Origin of the sequence: Brevibacillus sp. RS1.1 (genome assembly GCF_013284365.1) — a bacterium.
Lineage (GTDB): Bacteria > Bacillota > Bacilli > Brevibacillales > Brevibacillaceae > Brevibacillus > Brevibacillus brevis_D.
Window position 1 is genome coordinate 1 of record NZ_JABSVA010000008.1, and the last position, 19,425, is coordinate 19,425.

General features: G+C 43.5%; 12 protein-coding genes, 1 other RNA gene and 2 pseudogenes. 9 read left to right on the forward strand and 6 right to left on the reverse strand.

The genetic code is table 11. From position 1 onward, the window contains the following. From ssrA to ltrA, 3 genes and pseudogenes are all read left to right on the forward strand, one after another. Positions 1–145, forward strand: a transfer-messenger RNA (tmRNA) gene (ssrA, locus tag HP570_RS22185); the annotation flags it as partial. Between the two features lie 118 nt (positions 146–263). Beyond that, positions 264–1,747, forward strand: a pseudogene (locus tag HP570_RS22190) (IS1182 family transposase). 799 nt (positions 1,748–2,546) lie between these two features. Further along, positions 2,547–3,789: pseudogene (ltrA, locus tag HP570_RS22195) on the forward strand (group II intron reverse transcriptase/maturase). Positions 3,790–3,949: 160 nt separating this feature from the next. Here ltrA and HP570_RS22200 read toward each other — a convergent pair. Continuing rightward, positions 3,950–4,999 carry a DUF3231 family protein gene (locus HP570_RS22200; protein WP_142498173.1) on the reverse strand — a complete coding sequence of 350 codons (1,050 nt, stop codon included), beginning with the start codon at positions 4,997–4,999 and terminating at the stop codon, positions 3,950–3,952. Positions 5,000–5,057: 58 nt separating this feature from the next. Then, positions 5,058–5,543, reverse strand: a complete 486-nt coding sequence (locus HP570_RS22205; protein ID WP_015893450.1) for a hypothetical protein — start codon at positions 5,541–5,543, stop codon at positions 5,058–5,060. A gap of 732 nt (positions 5,544–6,275) precedes the next feature. Between HP570_RS22205 and HP570_RS22210 the strand changes: the two genes are divergently transcribed. Next, positions 6,276–6,920 (forward strand): hypothetical protein, encoded by a 645-nt coding sequence (locus tag HP570_RS22210; RefSeq protein ID WP_173627171.1) that lies wholly within the window; start codon positions 6,276–6,278, stop codon positions 6,918–6,920. Between the two features lie 141 nt (positions 6,921–7,061). Here the strand turns inward: HP570_RS22210 and HP570_RS22215 are convergent, their stop codons facing one another. The 3 genes from HP570_RS22215 to HP570_RS22225 form a co-directional block, all read right to left on the reverse strand. Beyond that, positions 7,062–7,685, reverse strand: a complete 624-nt coding sequence (locus tag HP570_RS22215; RefSeq protein WP_173604142.1) for a DUF2306 domain-containing protein — start codon at positions 7,683–7,685, stop codon at positions 7,062–7,064. 2 nt (positions 7,686–7,687) lie between these two features. Next, the gene (locus HP570_RS22220) at positions 7,688–8,098 is read right to left on the reverse strand and encodes a DUF6220 domain-containing protein (RefSeq protein WP_173627172.1); all 411 of its coding nucleotides are present in this window, start codon (positions 8,096–8,098) and stop codon (positions 7,688–7,690) included. Between the two features lie 185 nt (positions 8,099–8,283). Then, positions 8,284–9,762 (reverse strand): hypothetical protein, encoded by a 1,479-nt coding sequence (locus tag HP570_RS22225; protein ID WP_254495422.1) that lies wholly within the window; start codon positions 9,760–9,762, stop codon positions 8,284–8,286. A 698-nt stretch (positions 9,763–10,460) separates the two neighbouring features. On the opposite strand from HP570_RS22225, the gene brnQ reads away from it, so the two are divergent. From brnQ to HP570_RS22245, 4 genes are all read left to right on the forward strand, one after another. Further along, complete coding sequence (gene brnQ, locus HP570_RS22230) at positions 10,461–11,807, forward strand: branched-chain amino acid transport system II carrier protein (RefSeq protein ID WP_142498167.1); 1,347 nt, start codon at positions 10,461–10,463, stop codon at positions 11,805–11,807. 203 nt (positions 11,808–12,010) lie between these two features. After that, a complete protein-coding gene (locus tag HP570_RS22235; RefSeq protein ID WP_015893438.1) occupies positions 12,011–12,658 on the forward strand; it encodes a 2OG-Fe(II) oxygenase in 648 nt (215 codons plus the stop codon). Between the two features lie 166 nt (positions 12,659–12,824). Continuing rightward, complete coding sequence (locus HP570_RS22240; protein ID WP_173627174.1) at positions 12,825–14,417, forward strand: sensor domain-containing diguanylate cyclase; 1,593 nt, start codon at positions 12,825–12,827, stop codon at positions 14,415–14,417. A gap of 206 nt (positions 14,418–14,623) precedes the next feature. Beyond that, positions 14,624–16,945, forward strand: coding sequence for a S9 family peptidase (locus HP570_RS22245; RefSeq protein ID WP_173627175.1), 2,322 nt, complete (start codon positions 14,624–14,626; stop codon positions 16,943–16,945). 48 nt (positions 16,946–16,993) lie between these two features. Here HP570_RS22245 and HP570_RS22250 read toward each other — a convergent pair whose 3' ends face one another. Then, on the reverse strand, positions 16,994–18,067 hold the full coding sequence (locus HP570_RS22250) for an RDD family protein (protein ID WP_173627176.1): 1,074 nt from the start codon (positions 18,065–18,067) through the stop codon (positions 16,994–16,996). Between the two features lie 139 nt (positions 18,068–18,206). Here HP570_RS22250 and HP570_RS22255 point away from each other — a divergent pair, with 139 nt between their 5' ends. Continuing rightward, positions 18,207–19,325 carry a hypothetical protein gene (locus HP570_RS22255; RefSeq protein WP_173627177.1) on the forward strand — a complete coding sequence of 373 codons (1,119 nt, stop codon included), beginning with the start codon at positions 18,207–18,209 and terminating at the stop codon, positions 19,323–19,325. Positions 19,326–19,425 lie beyond the last annotated feature (100 nt).

Sequence of the window (19,425 nt, forward strand, 5' to 3'; positions counted from 1 at the left end):
GAAGGAAGAAGATCAATCAGGCTAGGTAACGGGTCAGTGCGTCACTCCGCGAATCCGGTACCGAAATTTAAATGAGTGACTGCGCTCGGAGATGCTCATGTATCGCTGTTTTCGGACGGAGGTTCGAATCCCCCCGCCTCCACCTTACATATCAATTATGCACCCCTTGTGAGAGCACTGCAAAAGTCCACCTAATTTAGCCCAGTACCGCAAGGTACTGGGTTTTGTCGTATACTGGGAAGAAAACGAAAGAGTTGGAATAAGTGCTACCGTCTGCTAAACAATTGACCGTGTCTTTCCACGCCGAATTATATAAACTCATTCCCGAAGACCATCAACTGCGTAAAATTCATGAAGCTATTGACTTCACTTTCATTCATGAACTGGTTCGCTCTTCTTACTGTGAGTACTACGGTAGACCAGCTAACGAGCCGGAACTTCTGTTTCGTTTGTTGTTTCTACAGGTTCTCTACAATCTTTCGGACGATCGCATAATTGAAGAAGCCCAAGTGAACCTCGCCTACAAATGGTTTTTAGGTCTTAATCCAGAAGATAAACTGCCAGATCCCTCGCAATTATCCCGTTTTCGCAATCATCGGTTAGGGGCAGGAGCCGTAGATGAGGTTCTCAAATCGGTTGTACGTCAGTCCATCGAAAAAGGACTTGTGAAGTCAAAGTCAATTATCATGGACTCTACACATACGCTGGCAGCTTCGCAAAATCAAAAGCCACTTGAAGTGCTACGGGATGCGGCAAAGCGTTTATTCCGTGTTGTGGTGAAAAAGCACTCAAAGCTCGAAAAGAAACTACCACGGTTACCGGAGTTAAAGAAAGATCAAAATGGTGCCGAGAAGATCATGCTTCACTACTTAGCGGAGCTTGGAGAGACCGTCGAAACGTTGCTACCTGATCATGAGGGGGCCATCTCCGAGAAGATCAAGATCGCGAAGACCATCGTTGAAGACGAGCGTCTCCTTGCCAATAAAGGCATTATGTCAGCTATTGATCCAGATGCACGATTTGGATGGAAGAGCAGTACAAAGTCCTTTTTTGGCTACAAAGAACATATTGCCATGACAGAAGAAGAAATCATTACGGCTGTGGAAGTCACAGGGGGAAGTTCAGATGACGGAAAACAGTTCAAAGAGCTTCTCAACCAGACGCTATCCGCAGGGATAGAAGTTCAAGAAGTGATTGGTGACACTGCGTATTCGAGCAAAGATAACCTGGCTGAGATGAAATCCAAGAAAATTCAGCCTGTGGTTCCGCTAAACCCGGTCGTACACAACGGAGGACTCAGGCAAGAGGATTTGAGTACAACAAAGATGCGGATTTTGTTATTTGTCCGGCAGGACAACATAGCATTAGAAAAGCCGTTCAAGGGAGCAAACAAAATGGCAAAAGCCGATCCCTTGTGTTCTATTTCGATACGGAGAAATGCAAGACATGCCCATTTAGGGAAGGCTGTTTCAAGCCAGGAGCGAAGAGCAAAACCTATTCCATCCGGATCATGGCGGAACACTACATAGAGCAAATCGAGTTTGAGAACAGTGATACGTTCAAAGAACGTATTCGACGCAGACCGATTATCGAGCATAAAAATGCTGAATTAAAAAGGTATCATGGGATGACCAAGGCCAAATACCGTGGTCTGTTTCGCATGCGTATGCAGGCCATACTTACGGCCTTCGTCGTAAATGCAAAGCGAATCGTTACACTGATCGAAAAAATGCAGCCCGCCTCCTAGAGAGGACGGACTGCATTTTTTCGTTTGAATCGTATTATTAAAAAAGGAAGGACAAGCTTTACCTGCACTCAGCCACAAAAAGTAGACTTTTGCAGTGCTCTCCCTTGTGGGTGTTTTTTTATATATTACAGTTTGCTAGTGTTGGAGAGGTGCTTTTTTTCAATGAAGATTAGAACCCTGAAGAACTTTAAACGGTTAATATAAAACTATGGCTCCTTCCCAAACCGGGTAGGAGCCATAGCTTTAGTGCGCCCAGCATGGGCGATAGCTCTAGGGTGTGAGTCCCGAACGGGGGTTGGCTGTACCAATCGTTAGCCCAAGGCAAGGGTGTCCATCGCGAGGTGGAATCTGAAGGAAGCCGGCGGCAAAGTCCCGACCTGAGGTACACGAATCTAATTTGAGGCTGTTGTACTCGGACGAGTTTGCTAAACAAAACGAAGTCCAATACAGCCAAGGGGTATAGCAGTAAATTAGGCAGGTACATGGGATGAAAGTTATCGTTCTTACCTGGGGAGGTCTGCATGAAGTGCCTTCAAATGTTGGTAACCGTCTCCGTAAGGAGTCGCTGAACATGCAGAAGTCAGCAGAAGCCATAGTACCCAAGTAAAGGACGCTTGAACGGGGAAGGGCTGAACATTAAGTCAACATATCCACTAATCACTTTCGTGATAATACTGCGAAGCAGAATTCCGGAAGGATCTACTCTTGGAGAATAAGGGTGAAGCCCTGAGGGTACAAGAGAGGGCTGAGTATTATCCGGCAAGACTAGAAGGATGTGTGCGAAGGAAAGGGTATCGTCATGGAATTGCTGGGTAAAGTCCTATCACGGGAAAATCTATTAGTGGCACTCGAAAGAGTGGAAAGAAACAAAGGATCGGCGGGAATCGACGGTGTTTCAACCGAACAACTGCGCTATTATATCCGTGAACACTGGTTAACCATTAAAGAACAGATTATGAAAGGAACCTATAAACCTTCTCCTGTCCGCAGAGTCGAAATCCCGAAAACTGACGGAGGAGTAAGCCTACTGTGGTAGACCGTTTCATTCAGCAAGCCATTCTCCAAGTCCTTACTCCAATCTTTGACCCGTATTTTTCAGAATCAAGTTTCGGATTCCGACCGAATCGAAGTGCGCATGACGCCATGAGACAGGCACAATCTTATATTTCCGAAGGATATCGCTTTGTCGTGGATATGGACCTAGAGAAATTCTTCGATCGGGTAAATCACGATATTTTAATGAGTCGGGTTGCTCGGAAAGTACAAGATAAATCTTTGTTGAAACTCATTCGCGAATACTTACAAGCAGGCATCATGGTTAATGGTATCTGCCTTTCGGCAGTAGAGGGCACACCACAAGGAGGCCCGCCTAGTCCGTTATTGGCGAACATCCTGCTTGACGACCTGGATAAAGAACTGGAAAAGAGAGGACATCGCTTTTGTCGTTACGCAGACGATAACAACATCTACGTGAAAACAAAGCGGGCAGGAGAACGGGTAAAAGAGAGTATTCAAAACTATTTGGAGAAGGTACTTAAGCTAAAAGTAAATGAGCAGAAAAGTGCAGTGGATCGACCTTGGAAACGTAAGTTCCTCGGTTTCAGTTTCACTAGTTCAAAGCAAGTAAGGATTCGGCTTCATCCAAAATCACTTCTGAAGTTGAAAGAGAAAATCCGTTTCATTACAAATCCGACATGGAGCATTTCGATGGATGAAAGGATTCAGAAGTTAAACCAGTATCTCATGGGATGGATTGGATATTTCGCCCTTGCGGATGCAAAGAAAATACTGCAATCCATCGAGGAATGGATACGGCGTAGACTTCGACTTTGCTTGTGGTCTCAGTGGAAACGAATAAGAACCCGATATCGAGAACTTCGTTATCTGGGTTTATCGCACGTCCAAGCAATAGAAATTGCAAACACCCGAAAGGGTGAATGGCGTACCACAAAGACTCCTCAAAAGCCCTCGGAGTTGCATATTGGCAACAACAAGGGCTGAAAAGCTTAGTACAACGATATTCGGTCATTCGTCAAGCTTAATGAACCGCCGTATACCGAACGGTACGTACGGTGGTGTGAGAGGACGGGAGTTAGTCACTCCCTCCTACTCGATTTTGGCGTCATTGGGTTAGGCAGCAAGTGGTGAAAGAGCCATCAACATGGGCACTTCTTGCTCAAATTTCACCACTCGACGGAAGGATTAATGCCTATTAGAGGCAAGGGCATTTCGATCGACAGCTTGAGGCGGCTGCTCCAGCCAACCATTTTCAATCAAGAGATTTGATCCATCCTCGACATAATTTCCAACTTCGACAAGAAAACGAGCGTATTTCGTTGCCACATCATGCCTTGCGCACATAGATATTGCATTACCATAAGCCCTTATTCTAACTGCATACATATCCAACTTATGAAACAGCATCAATCGATCTGAGAAAGGTGCAGAGGTGGAGGTGGTCACCAACTGATCAAGAATGGGAGGGGATGTTAAACCTTCCTCCTGCAGAATCCCGCTAAAAGTATCGTAATGCTTGGAAGCTATTTCTTCCCCTCGTCGAAAATACGCCTTTGACTGATTAGATTTCGCAGCCTGACTAAAGCCAACCAATACGGCTTTGCTTGTCGCATTATTTTCAACGTTATCGTAAAGATGCGTGATCTCAAGAGCCTGCAGGGGGCGAACACGACCAAAAAAACCATTATGATAACTGTGTTTCTCTACAAAATCCACTGCTTCCGGATACGGAATATAGGGTGGTTTGATTAACAGTCCTTTTTTAAGCAATGCAGTATTTACGATATTAATGAGGTTGACTGTTTGATTGATACATGAAGTAAAAAACTCTCGAGTATCATCTCTTGTAACTAAAGGGATTGCGATCCCATATAGGCTTATTCCTGCCTTAGCAACATATTTTAGGTAATGAAGGTAAAATTCATCTTCAAATAATCTTGGTGCGGTTATATTGACATCTTCATTTGTGAATCCTACGGGAAGCGGGTAGTTTTCTTTTGCAAATATTCCTTTTAGCGATTGTAAAAATTGGTTAGACAATTGTAAAGAGTGTTCGAGTATTTTTTTGACCTCTTGATCCTCAACATGATTTAGCATATAACTCAACACGCAAACCGACATGGTATTTCCAACATATGTAGCCCAAAGCTTTCCTTGCTCGGCGGACGTTAATTTATCATGTTCATTGTTTAATTGTTGAAATGGAGTCGTTTGCTCCTCCACTATGGTTTCCATAAAGAACCCCTCCGTCCAATGAATGTTTCCTTTAAATTTTCGCCAATAATGAACCAAACTATGTTTCCTGTTTATGGATGCCCTGAGTTAGTTTTCTGAAAATAAACTGCAAAATACTTCCTACAAGAATACCCAAAAAGCAACATAACATGGGTAACCATACAGGACCCAATAGTACCCCAAAGATCCAGAAAATAGGGGAATAAATAACGCCTATTGTTGCGAAAAAGGCAGCGAAGGCAAACGGAAAAACGGAGTAAGGGGGAATATCTGCTGAAAAGGTATCCCGGTATGCATCATAGATAGCAAACATGTATACACACGGATAAAACATGAGCCATTGATAATCTGTTAATCGAATGGCAGTCGGGATGTCACCTTGAAAACTTGCGACGATGATCTGGTTTAAGTGGGATTTCTGATTGATGATGAATTCTAGTGCCAGCATGGTTAATCCCTTTACGTACTTTCCGTTCAATAATTGACCAAACCCTGGTAAGGCAATACTCCACAACATTTTTTCAATTGCTGCGCTTCTAATCAAATTTCCTTCCCTACCTTGCTATTTCAGATACCCTCGTGTGACCTTCTTATGCTTCACCTCCTTGTGTGTTAGGATTCCAGAATGGTTTTATTTTATTTATGAAAAAAGGTGACTCATCGCTTACTGAGAAAGAAAAAGATCCCACAACACGTGAAAGCGTAGGGCACTACAAAAGATCAGGGATTTAATTGGAAGGGGGAATGGGGAAAAAGGCTTCCTAACTTAGGAAGCCTTTTTTAAAGTCACTTAATACTTAATGTAACTTCTTTTGTTTTATTCTCTTTTTGCTGCCATTGCTTAAGTGTTTCAAACGAATAGTCGGTCAGATCAGGTATGCTTATCTTTCATGATCATTACACTATTTCGGACAACTTCTGTACCTTCATTTTTTCCAAGTAAGATAGCGAGATTCTTTTCATTTGGAGAAGATGCATGATCAGAGAAATTCGTTTTATCTCTGTTTCTCGATCACTTTAATCGAATTGTTCAAGGTATTTATTAATGGAGTCAACCTTTTGAATAGGGATTGAGTATTCTTTTGAATCTAATGAAAAAGTTAATCGTTCTGCTTCTTTCTGCATGTTTTGAACCTGGGTACCATTGGAGTTAGAAGAAATATTGAGTGAAGAATCGCAATCCGCAAATGACCCTTGCCCTAATTTTTGGATGCATGTTCTTTCTCTTATGCTAGACTAAAAGAATACTTCCAAAAAGAAAAGGAGCACCACCCTCATGTCTTCCACTCTACGAAGCCTACTAACCATGCTCCTCCTCGGAGCCGCAGGTGGCTTAACGATCTTCTTCCTAGACATAGAACCTACCCCAATGGTATGGATCACCTTTTTCATAATCGCTTTCGTCCTTCTCATCAGCAAAGACCTGTACATTTTTAAATTCAGCACCAACATGAATACAGTTGAACGCTACGTCAAACATTCAAAACAACCTTACTATCGTTTCTTGTACGCCTATCTACACGACAACGAAGCGGAAGCCGAGAAGGAACTAGCCAAAATCACATCCGATAAGCTTCGTGCCTACATCACCATAGTGGTAGAACTCCATTGCGGCAACTACGATTTAGTAGAAAAAGCACTCGGAAAGATTGATTCAATCGAGCATCGACATTATTATTTCGCACATTTATCGCTACTAAAAAACAACCAAGATACCTACAACCAACACCGATCCGCGATCAAAAGCCGTATCTACCAGTTGTTACTCGATGCTGAAGTGGCCTATCACCAAGGAAACATGGCAGAAGCAGAACAATACGGTCAACTAGCCATTGCCGAATCTAAGGGCGTACAAAAGTATTTGCTGATCAAGACACTTGAAAAAAGCAAACGTAGTCAGTATCGAAACTCGTATTTCTAGGTGACTTTCCTAATTCGGTTTCTGATTCCTGAAGGGAAAGCCGTGTCTCACGAATATAAGAAGGACTATCCCGATTCAACGATCGAGATAGTCCTTCTTTGCGCTACCACTCCACAGCTGATGTGGCGTGACGAAGCCAACTTATTTCTTCAAAATAACCCACTCGACAATAACAAAATTAAGAATAAGCCCAGCCCAAATGTTTACATTCAATACGTCTCCAATAACGGTTTCCATACCATGCGGAAGAGAAAAACCGTGTAAAATAAAGTACAGAAGCAGTAATACTGGCACCAACAGACGCGCACTTACGGCAACTAATGTCATTCCAAAACTGCGAATCATCCATTTTCGGTGTTCCTCATATTGCCTGTTGATGGCGGTACGGTACCCTTTCCAGCAAGTGAATAACCAAGCCAAGGATAAGATCAGGAAGCTTGTTGCCTTCATGAAATTTTCTGCATAAAAGATACTCGCTAAAGAGAGTAGTCCACTAATAAACACACTGTACACATAAACCCTTCCAAGAAAACGATGTATCCTTGGGTTCTTCAGGCGAATTCGATCGACAAACTGGAAAAAACCAGTGAGAAGAGCAATGAAAGCAGACACGATATGAGCAACTAATAAAGGATATTGAAAAGAACCGGAAATAATCGTGATGCGACTGTTTGCAGGATCGAATGTTAAATAGGGAGCCATAAATGGAACGATAACCACTAGAGATACAAGAAATAACGCCCACCAAATTTTAGGAAGTTTCATGCCTATTTCCCCCCTAAATGATGAGCATGTTTTACGGTGGTAAGAGATCCCCAGAAGAGAAACAAGGCAATGACCGGGTGAAGCGCAGAGAGGATTCCTAAGTGAGAGGAGTAAATAACGGTAAGGAACTGCGCAACGATCATGAGGTACAATCCGAGACAAATCCACCGAAGATGTACGGGCAGCTTTCCAAGGAAAGAGAGAACCAACATGCCGACAGGAAGCAGTGCAAAATATTGAGCCAAGGTTCTATGCATTTCCCAATGTTCTCCGTTGACGAATAGCCCAAGACCTGCCAGTGATACCTGAACAATAATGAAAGCAAAAAACACCCATGCGAGGACAAGAAACATGTACCTCACTATTTTCACACGAGGAGGGGGAAGGGGAATCTTCTCATTCATCTCAAGCATGTAAAAACCGCTCCCATCTGAATAATTTGTCTTACCCCCATCCTAAATGCAAGTTCAAAACAAACCCTAAACGATTTCTAAAAAAAGGATAAAATCTGAATGTCATCGCGGGATATGTATACGTTACATAAAAAAACAAAGACCAACATAGGAAATATCGCCGGTCTTTGACTCATAGTCAGCTATTAATTGGGCTCTAACACAAAGTAATACGGTTTGGAGAGAAGATTGTGCAAGTGATCGCGTACTTCCACGTTAGGCAATCGGTTTAATGCTTCGCTAATTTCTCGTTTCATGTCCGCGTACTGGCTCTCATGCTGCTCTGCTGGGCCCTCTTTTTGTTTCTCCTCGTGAATGACTCTAGCTAAACGATTTGCTATCTGAAACAGCTCTTGATTGGTCTCACCGTAACCAGGTTCATTCGCGTTTGCCAAATATCCGCGCATTTCTGCCAAGCGAGACAGGGTATCACGCCAGTTCCATACGTGAATATTCTTTTCCCTTGTTTGCGAGCATATCTCATCAAACGGATTTCTGGATAACAAATCCTCTAATGTCCCCCATGAATCTGGTCGCATAGATTCTTCGAGTTTTTGCAAACAGTACGCATCAGGGGAGAGTAGCTCTACCACTTCACGAAACGCTGGGATCGAGTTTCGTCGATAGCTTTTGATTCCCCACAAGCTATGTACCTGCAATGCCGTAGCAAATGCCTTGCAGTGAGTATCGAGCTCTTCTAAACGTTCCTCATCTAGCTTATGACTAGCAAGAATCTTCGCTTTTACCTCATTATCAGGGATGTTTTCATTCGCTTCGCCTAATTGCATGTTTCTTTTGATGTAAGTACGAACCGTGTCTTTTGGTATCGAATGATTCTCTTGAGCAGCAAGAATTCCAAAGCGATAAGAGATAAAATCCTCGAAACCTTTACTGCTTCCGAATCCATCATCGATGGCATGCAAATCTGGTTGGACTTCCATCATTTCAGCGAGCACCTGCTCCTCAAGTCCGTAAATGCAAGCCTCAATATGTGTCCAGTAGCTTCTACATTCGTCTTCGCTCCCTAGTACACGTTGATAGACGTCATGGAAGAAGAGGATATGAGCAATTTCGTGGAAGTAATTTTGAAAAGGAAACTTGATGTGCGTTCCCTCCAAATACGATCCTGCATTTTGATAGATCCGTCCATGCTCGGGTCGGAATAATGTGGGTAGCGTCGAATGTAAATCTAAGTATAATCCAATGCCTTCATTGTAACTATGTGCCCAAACAGCTAAGTAGGTTGGGCTTAACAACAAAGCGATGGAGTGATTGGTAATTTGAACAGGCAAGTTGAAATAGCTGCCGTTTATTTGAGGGTGTAAGCTCAACCAGGTCATCCCAACTGCTAGAGCCTGGTATAAAGGAAATTCACCATCCGCAGATGCTTCTCTACAATAACGTTGAAATTGAAGAATCGTGTTAACAATTTCATGGCTCTTAAAACCATAGCTACTCTCGAATCGCTCAAGTCCCTCAATGAAATCCTCTGGTGATACCGTTAAAAATACATTAATTCCATCCACCCAAAGATCGGAACCGATCTCTGACTCTAGCCATGTGTCTGGATCCTCGGCAAGTTCTCTCAACTGATGGTATCTTTCCAACAAAACCGCTTGGTTCATAATCTGCACCGTCCCGTCATGTTTGCTTACTGCCTGGAAAGCGAGAACCTTATGTAAAAAATTCAAGAGCACACGAGGTGCTCTTGAACGATCGATTACTTTTTACACGCAAGTGTCATAATTGGATGGAAAAGCAATTTCATTTCTTGAACGTTTTGATTGTTAGAAAGTTGTGCTTTCACTACCTTTTTCATGGGCAATCCCCTCCTTCCTAACGTTTTTCATTTATGGAAAACATGTATGCTTTTTGACTCTCTTACAAGCAAACATCAACAACTACGCGCCATTTCAATGCTTTCATTTCTTGCACTTGTTTGTTCTTGTTTACTGCTACTTTTACGACCTTTTTCATGTGTGGACACCTCCTTTCTAGAAGAATGGAACGAATAGGTTTTAATGTAATTATAAGGAAGATTGCTAATTGATTTCAAGTTAAGAAAAATAAATATTTTCTGAAATATTTTTAAAGTCCTTGATGCTTTGGTTTCTAGGGAAGGTACTTCCAGATGCGATATGGGGGTACTTATAGTAAACTGTAACAGGGATGTAAGTTTGAGAGCGGTACTTTGAAGTGTGATGTGTTTGAAAAGAATGTTTATTTGGAGTATAGTATCAGAATGAATAAATGAGGGTTGGGTAAGCAGTCATCTGAACGAACATTTATGATTGAGAGATAGAGAACAATTAGGAGGATTATTGTGTCACAGAAAGCGCCAGTTTCTTTTGTCGTTACGATCGGGTTCATGTTATTTGCTTTGTTTTTTGGAGCGGGTAATTTAATTTTTCCGCCAATGCTTGGGCAATTAGCCGGAACAAATGTATGGATAGCCAATGCAGGTTTTTTGGTTACAGGGGTTGGGTTGCCTTTACTAGCGATCACAGCCTTTGTTTTTTCGGGAGCAGACGACTTGCGCTCCTTGGCCAGTCGCGTGCACCCCGTATTCGGAATGGTATTCACGATTGTTTTGTATCTGGCAATCGGTCCGTTTTTTGCGATACCTAGATCCGGCAATGTATCGTTTGATATTGGGGTAAAGCCTTTTCTATCAGAACAGGCAGGTCCTGCACCCTTGATTCTGTTTACCATCCTGTTTTTTGCCATTGCGTGCTTCTTATCGCTCAATCCTATGAAAATTATCCATGTAGTCGGAAAAATCTTAACTCCGATTAAATTGACATTTATCGGAATTATTGCGTTAACGGCTATTATCTACCCAATTGGAGCCCTTCAAGCCCCGCAAGCAGATTACACGTCCCATGTATTTTTCAAGGGCTTTCAAGAAGGGTATTTGACCTTGGATGCGCTTGTAGCTTTTGTTTTTGGAATGATCATTGTGAATGCGATTAAAGAAAAAGGTATTACTGCCAAAAAACGAGTTTTGGCTACGTGCGCAAAAGCAACAATGATAGCCGGTTTACTCCTCGCCCTTTTTTATACCGCACTTTCCTTTATGGGTGCCTCTAGTGTAGAAAAGTTGGGCTACTTAGAAAATGGCGCTCAGGTTTTGGCGAAAGTCTCCAATTACTACTTTGGTTCTTACGGTGCCATTTTATTGGGATTAATGATTACAGTGGCGTGTTTGACGACAAGTGTAGGGCTTATTACAGCTTGCTCTACTTTTTTTCATTCGTTGTTTCCAAAGATCTCTTACAAAAAATTTGCGGTTATTTTGTCTGTTTTCAGTACACTCGTTGCTAATATTGGATTAACGCAACTCATTAAGGTCTCCGTTCCGGTCTTAATGACCATGTACCCGATTGCGATCTCGTTACTCTTCTTGACGTTTCTGCACAAAGCATTCAATGGCAGACCAGAAGTGTATCAAGGAAGTTTGTTTTTCACTTTTCTGATTAGTCTGTTTGATGGCTTAAAGGCTGCTGGAGTCGAAAATAGTTTTGTTTATCATTATTTTTCTCAGTACCTTCCACTGTATGACGTTGGTTTGGGCTGGCTGTTGCCTTCTATTATAGGTGGGGTATGCGGATACATGATCAGTGTATTCCGGAAGAATATGTACCACGTTCAAAAACAAAAAGAGGCTTGAAAATAACTTTTCATATAGACACATGTCACTTAGAAGATGCTTTCAATAGGGCAAACCCGTCTCTTCACATATAGGAGACGGGTTTTGTTTATGATGAGGGTGTTAAAAAAAATTTATTTTTCTAAAGTTTACTGATTGGTATGTACCCATTTTATGGTATTCTGTTTTTTGCGACGGATGTCATATATGTGGGGTGCATAGCGATGATAGGGCACACGACTGGGAAAGAACGGACGATATTTGATCAGACTGGAAATAGGATCAAGACAGAAGATCGAGAGATTCGAATTCTTGCCAAGTATGAGGAACCGCTGGTTGTCGTGTTAGGAAATGTGCTTAGCGATAGCGAATGCGATGAGCTAATTGAACATTCCAGAGAACGATTGCAACGCTCAAAAATAGGCGAAGATCGTTCAGTCAATTCTATTCGAACGAGCAGCGGGGTGTTCTGCGAGCAGACGGAGACAATTACAAGGATCGAGAAGCGAATCTCTCAAATCATGAACATTCCGATTGAGCATGGAGATGGCTTACAAGTTCTACGATATACTCCTGGCCAAGAATATAAACCTCATTATGATTTCTTTGCAGAAACGAGTCGCGCAAGTACGAACAATCGCATTAGTACGCTCGTGATGTATTTGAATGATGTGGAACAAGGCGGAGAAACGGTGTTCCCTTTGCTTCATTTATCTGTTTTTCCCACTAAAGGCATGGCTGTCTACTTTGAATATTTTTATAGAAATCAAGAAGTAAACGAGTTCACTTTGCATGCAGGTGCACAAGTGATCCATGGAGAAAAGTGGGTTGCAACGATGTGGATGAGAAGACAAAGCTTTCGGGTCTCCTAGATGATATATGCGGAAACTACCACCTGACAAAGGTGGCCTTTTTATGTCCCCAAGCCAAGGTCGGCTACTTGAACTTTCTTGTATACTTGAAATGAATATTATCAAGTGTTAGACTATTTTTTATTTGTTGCATAATAGCTATATGCCAAATACAAGGGGGCATCCAATGCCTGTCTTACAAAAAAGAGCAAGCCGCCCGAAAAGGATTAGCCTGGTGACACTTTTAACAGGACTAGTCTCTTTATCCGTTATCCTGACTGTCACCATCCTACTTCTCTCATTCTATCAATCCAAAAAACAGGCACTAATTAACACGACGCTGACCTTAAATCACACGAGTGCAATCAAAATGAGTCATACCCTAGACGCCTTGATTAAATCCATGCGCAGTAGCTTACAGTATTCGGCGAGCATCTTTTCCAATCGGAACGAGATGACTGCGGATGAGGTATATTCCAAGCTTGAGTTGATCCGTCGTACAAACAACTATTTTAATTCGGTTACCGTGGTAGATGAAACGGGACGTGTTCAAAGTGTGTCTCCCGGATCTATTGGTACAGTAGGAAGCTATGTTAAAACGGAAACGGCGAAAATGGCATTAGCTGTAAAAAAGCCATACATTTCCAAACCTTACATAACATCAAGTACGAAGCGACTCATTGTATTGATGAGCGAACCCATATTTGATAAAGACGGGATTTACCGGGGGGTTATCGGGGGAACGATTTATCTTCATGAAGATAACATTTTGAATACGATCTTTGGAAGTAATCCAACAGATGAACTAGGTTCCTCTTTTTACATCGTAGGTTCTGATGGTCATTTGTTGTTCCACCGTGATTCAAACCGGATCGGAGAGGATATCAGTGCCAATCCAGCCGTACGCAAGCTGATCCAAGGGAAAAATGGCTATGAACAGATGGTCAACTTGAGGGGACAGACAGTATTAGCTGCGTACGTAAAGGTTCCAGAGAATGACTGGGGTGTCGTTGTCGTGTCACCTATCAGTGTTGTTCAAGAACAAGTAAATCGTGATATTCAATCCGTTTTGTTGTATATGTTGCCTTCCTTTTTATTATTAATGCTGGTTGTGATCGGGCTTGCGCGCAAAATAGCCAAACCCTTCGTATCTTTGGCCAATCTTGTGAGTAAGGCCGGGAGACAAGAGGTGGAACTCTCTGAGGGTAGCCAGCATTGGAATCGAGAGGCTGAGCTGTTATCTCGTGCTATTCGCTTTGCCTTAACCAATATCAAAAAGAAGACGGAGCAATTGACCCACGATGCTCGAACAGATCCTTTGACAGGGCTAACGAACCGAAGAACACTCGAGGAAACCATGCAAAAATGGATGGCGGAGCAAATCCCCTTTTCTATTATGATGATGGACCTTGATCGATTTAAAGCCATTAATGACACATATGGCCATCAGGCTGGAGATGAAGTGTTGAGGCATTTTGCGAAAATCATTTCTTCCTCCCTTCGGCCTGAGGATGTCAGCTGTCGCTTTGGCGGTGAGGAATTTGTTGTCCTCGTTTCTCATACTGGTTTGGAGGAGGCCTATCAGGTAGCCGAACGAATACGTCGTGCCTTGGAAACACGGACAAACCCAATCGGGCAGCGACTAACCGTATCACAAGGCATTGCGCACTATCCTTCTCATGCTGTTTCTCCTGAAGGTCTGCTGCATGTAGCTGACGAGGCCATGTACAAGGCGAAGAGAGCGGGTAGGAACCAAACCATGATTGCGGAAGAGGAATAAAATCTATGTTAGGAGCGAAGAGGCGAGAGATCGCCTCTTTCTTCATTTGAAAAAATTCACGCGTCAGGTGCTAAAATAGTAAATTTGGAGATATATTATCGCGCTCTTTACGTATGTATGTAACAAATGGATAATTAAGGAAATTTTTCGTTCGAAAATGTGAAGCACATGATTCTTGTATCTCACTTTGAAAGAGGGGGATTGGCATGGAGAATGTTGTCACATGGGAACAGTATGAGAGGGCACAACGCTTGCATCCCGCCAATTATTACGATGCAATATTCAATGCTTTTATCAGGCCAAACTGGATCAGTGGGAATCAGTTCTGGTACATCCGTGAACTACGTCTGGAAAAGGGGACTGGCAGGCAATATGTGATCGTGGATGCTGAACAGAATACGAGTCAGCCAGCATTCGATCACGGACGCTTAGCTGTCTGTTTGTCAGGTAATGCAGGCAAAACGTATAGCGCAGAAACGTTGCCACTTGGGGAACTTATGTTTACTGAGAGTGGATCGGTATTCCAGTTTGAGATGGACGGTACGGTTTGGAACTGTGATTTACAGGAATACAGCTGCAAGCCCATCGATCATTTTAAAAAGCCGACGATGGATGAACTGCCGTCTCCAGATGGAAAATGGGTGGCGTTCATATATGATCACAACTTGTATGTTCGATCACTCGAAACCGGAAGGCGTATCAGGCTTACCTATGACGGCAAGGCTTACTATGATTACGGAACCCAACCTGAATGTAGGCTCTCGACCGTGGCGGAGCGATTGAATGGCAGTAAGCTTCCTCCAGTGGTGATATGGTCACCCGATTCCAAGATGCTGCTGACCCATAGGCTTGACCAAAGAAAGGTGCGCGAGATGCATCTGATCCAATCTGTACCAAAAGGGGAAGGGGTCAGACCGGTACTGCACTCGTACCGTTATCCAATAGTTGGCGATGAACACGTACCATTGGCAGAGCTAGTCATCTGTAATCTGGAAACTCGAACCATAGTCCGAATTGAAAGCGAGCCATTACAGGCATGCCCAGTCTCACCCCTCACTCCGGGGATGCAAATGGCCGGATGGTCATCCGACAGTAAACAGATCTATATCACCCGGATGTCCCGTGATGCCCGTTCGGTCGATTTTTCCGTAGCGGATGCTTGCACTGGTCAGGTTTGCACGCTACTGCGGGAACAAAGCGATACGTTTTTGAACCAAGACCTGCATAATCTCGGAGCGTCTAATCCGAATATTCGATTATTGGCCGATGGCTCGTTCATCTGGCATTCAGAGCGTGATGGATGGAGCCACCTCTACCATTGCGATGGCAAAACGGGAGCGATTCGCAATCCGATCACATCGGGCCCCTGGACGGTACGTAGGCTGATGGCAGTGGACGAGCAGCAGGGATGGGTGTACATCACTGGAGGAGGGCTTGAGGAAGGACGCGATCCTTATTATCAACACCTGTACCGCGTTCGTCTGGATGGAACCGGTTTGTCGTTGCTAACACCTGAAGATGCAGAGCATGATATTGTGTTTTCTCCCACTATGAAGTATTTCGTCGATACGTTTTCGCGAGTTGATTCGCCGCCAGTAACTGTTCTCCGCTCGGTAGATGGCAGCCTCATTCGAGAATTGGAGTACGCAGATGTGGAAATGCTGCTCGAGATGGGGTACCAATTTCCAGAAAGGATTACCGTCAAAGCACGAGACGGCGTGACCGATCTTTATGGGGTGATGTTGCGTCCATTCCCGTTTGATTCTTCCCGCAAGTATCCGGTTGTCGATTACATTTACGGGGGACCACAGATCATCAACACACCGAAAGCTTTCGCACTCGATCCGGGCCGAAACCATGATCCACTGGGTGGTGGACAGTCATTAGCGCAGTTGGGCTTTATCGTGTTGATCCTGGATGGAATGGGAACACCTTATCGTTCGAAAGCGTTCCATGACGTCTCAGACAGAAAGTTGGAGGAAGCAGGAGGCTTGCTTGACCATGTGACAGCGGTAAGGCAATTGGCTGAGCGCCACCAGTATGTGGATGTTGACCGGGTAGGCATCTGGGGCTCGTCAGGGGGAGGCTACGCTTCGACAAGGGCCATTCTCTCATTTCCTGACTGTTACAAGGTTGCTGTTTCCGCGTGTGGGAATCATGATCAACGGCTGTATATAGCAGCATGGGCAGAACGCTATCAAGGATTGTATGATCCGGTCTTGTACAGAGATCAAGACAATGCTCGTCTGGCAGCGAATCTGAAAGGAAAGCTCTTGCTGGTGAGTGGCGATATGGATGATAATGTGCATCCTTCCCAAACGATTCGGATGGCGGATGCATTGGTTAAAGCGGATAAAGACTTTGACATGTTGATATTGCCCAACCGACATCACGGATTTTCTATGGAGCCTTATTTTATCCGCAGGAAATGGGATTATTTTATACGGCACTTGATGAGAGCAGAACCTCCATGGGGAAATCAAATAGCCAACAAAAAGGCCAGTGATAAAGAGCCGATAGAGAAGTAGTGCAAGAGGAAGAAGCCACCTGATGAAGGTGGCTTCTGTGTTCTGTCACTATTTTACCTCGCGAAAACTTGCGCTGACCTTTTGCAGTTCTTGCTTGAGGGATGCAAATCTTTTTTCCTCTGTCCAAGCCATGATTTGATGAAAATGTGTAGGCGTTTCGACTAATGTCACAATATAAGCGACCTTAATGCCGTCTACTTCGCCTTTGGCATTGAATTGGATGGCCACCTGGTTGTCGACTACAGTACGAATCTGTTTATCAATGGATACATTATCTACTCCCTCTTGAAGGTTTGCTTCAATGACTTGGGCATATTCTTGAAGCGTCAATGAACTGTCTACATCCTGTTTCGATTCTGACAGTACCAATAAATACTTTTCGCGACTACGATTGGAGATTCCTATATCAAGTTCATCGTGAAGGGTTGAATCCTTGCTCCAATCCGAAGGGGCCGATATTTGAAACTGTTTATCCTTGCTATAGAAAATTTCTTCGGTAGGCGTTCTCGATGCGATATCGATTATCCCAAAAATCATACCAATGATGGATAAAACGGCTACGATGGAAAAGACAATAGCGAGTACGGTGGTTTGTTTTTTGCTGACGTTGTTCAGATCCTTCACTTTCACGACGTATGTATTCGCTGCCAGGTCGCCTAACCGTTGCTTTTTGTCGGAAGCCAACACACTGATACCGGCTGGCAATCCGCCTAGAAGAAACACATTTGTTTCGAATAGACGAATGAGGGAACGGATAAATGATTTCCATAACCCCGGTGGTCGTCCTTCTGCATTAACAGCAATGATGCGGAACGTAAATTTTCCGATCGTATATCCGGTAAGTCCTTCTAACAGTACATAATAGGAACATAGGATAATTGCGGCTAAGATGAAGAAATAGAGACTGTAGACGTCTTTGGTGATGGAAACCCCAAACGAGAGAAAGCCGGTTAGAAAACAAGCGAGAAGAATATAATCAAGAACATGGGCTCCCCATCTCATAAAAAAAATCGTCGCCCTATCGTACGATTTCGATAAATCTCCCATGTTTTTGGGTGGTTCCTGCTGGGCAAGCGGAGAAAACTCTGTCGGTACCGATGATGATGGTGGTTGTTGCTCCAATTTTGTGCACCTCCTAAAGAAATGTAAACATATTACATTTAACCATTTTGAAAATTGTATTGTCAATTGTAGACGATTAGAATGGGAAAAGAGAAGCAAGGCACGCAGCTATCCCATGCAGGGGAGAGGAGAAGAGCATATGGAAATCCACCAAATACCCGAGCAATTGCCATTGATCAAACATTCCAAAGACCTTTGGGGCTCTTTTGCATACAGCAAATGTAAGGATGCATACGGTTATGACAAAAACGGGCTGAAAAGATACGCGCTGATCGTTCAGCTTCAATACGATCAGACTGTGACAGAAGCAGACAAGGAGCTCCTGTACTATTTGATGAGCCAAGAGATTGAGATGCATAAGTTCCATCCGTATCAGGGATTACATGAATCGATGGACATCGTGGCTTACCTGTTGGCGAAGTATAAGGATGTTACCCATATCCCTCTGTTTGAGCAGGCAAAATTAAGCAATTTTGATACCTATTACGGTTTTGATACCGAGTATATTATTTCAGCGGGGGTTGAAGAGGCGATCACGTATATCGAAGAGAACGATCTGTACCGAATCAGCTCTTTCTTTCAGAATAAGAAAGAGGAGCTGGCAACAATGTATTCGGCTGAACATATGGAGCGATGGTTTCAATCCAAGGCGAGGAATTACCCCGCCAATCCCGAGGATGAGCCCTTGATTACGTTAATGGACAGAGCATGTGATTTCGGTAACATGGCAGAAGCCAGAAAATTACTGGAGAGGCTAGAGGAGCAGCTCGGCTCTGACAAAAAGAATTATTCTCTGCTGTATCATCAGGCAAAACAATTGGAAGAGTACGACAAGGCACTTCACTACCTCACACTAGATCTCCCGGAGCAGGAAGATTCGTTTGACAAAGTATTCCTTTGGTTAAAAATCGCCGAAATCCATTTGTTCAAACAGGATTGGGTCCAGGCTTTTGCGAGCGTCAAGCAGTGCGAACCAGAGCTCAAACTCTTTTCTTCCTGGAGGAGTACCGGTTTGGGCAGAAGCTTGAGCGAGACCTTGTTGGATATCAGCTTGAAGGCAAAGGATAGCAACGAGGTTTTGGCTAGAGAAGCATACCACTGGGCTAATCAGATGTTGAAAGCGACAAACAACTACAGCAAGAACGTTTTGAGTAAGGCGCACCAGTGTGCCAAGGTGCTCCAACTCAAACAGGATAAAAGGCTGTACAGTAAAAAGGTTGCGATAGAAGCCAGACGAATCAACAGAATGGTTAGATGACTTTCATAAAAAAAATACCCACGCAGGAGCGACTTTGCTGTATCTTTAATCTGAGCAATATTTCCTATCATTATATGATCCCATTTTCCCTCGTTAGCCA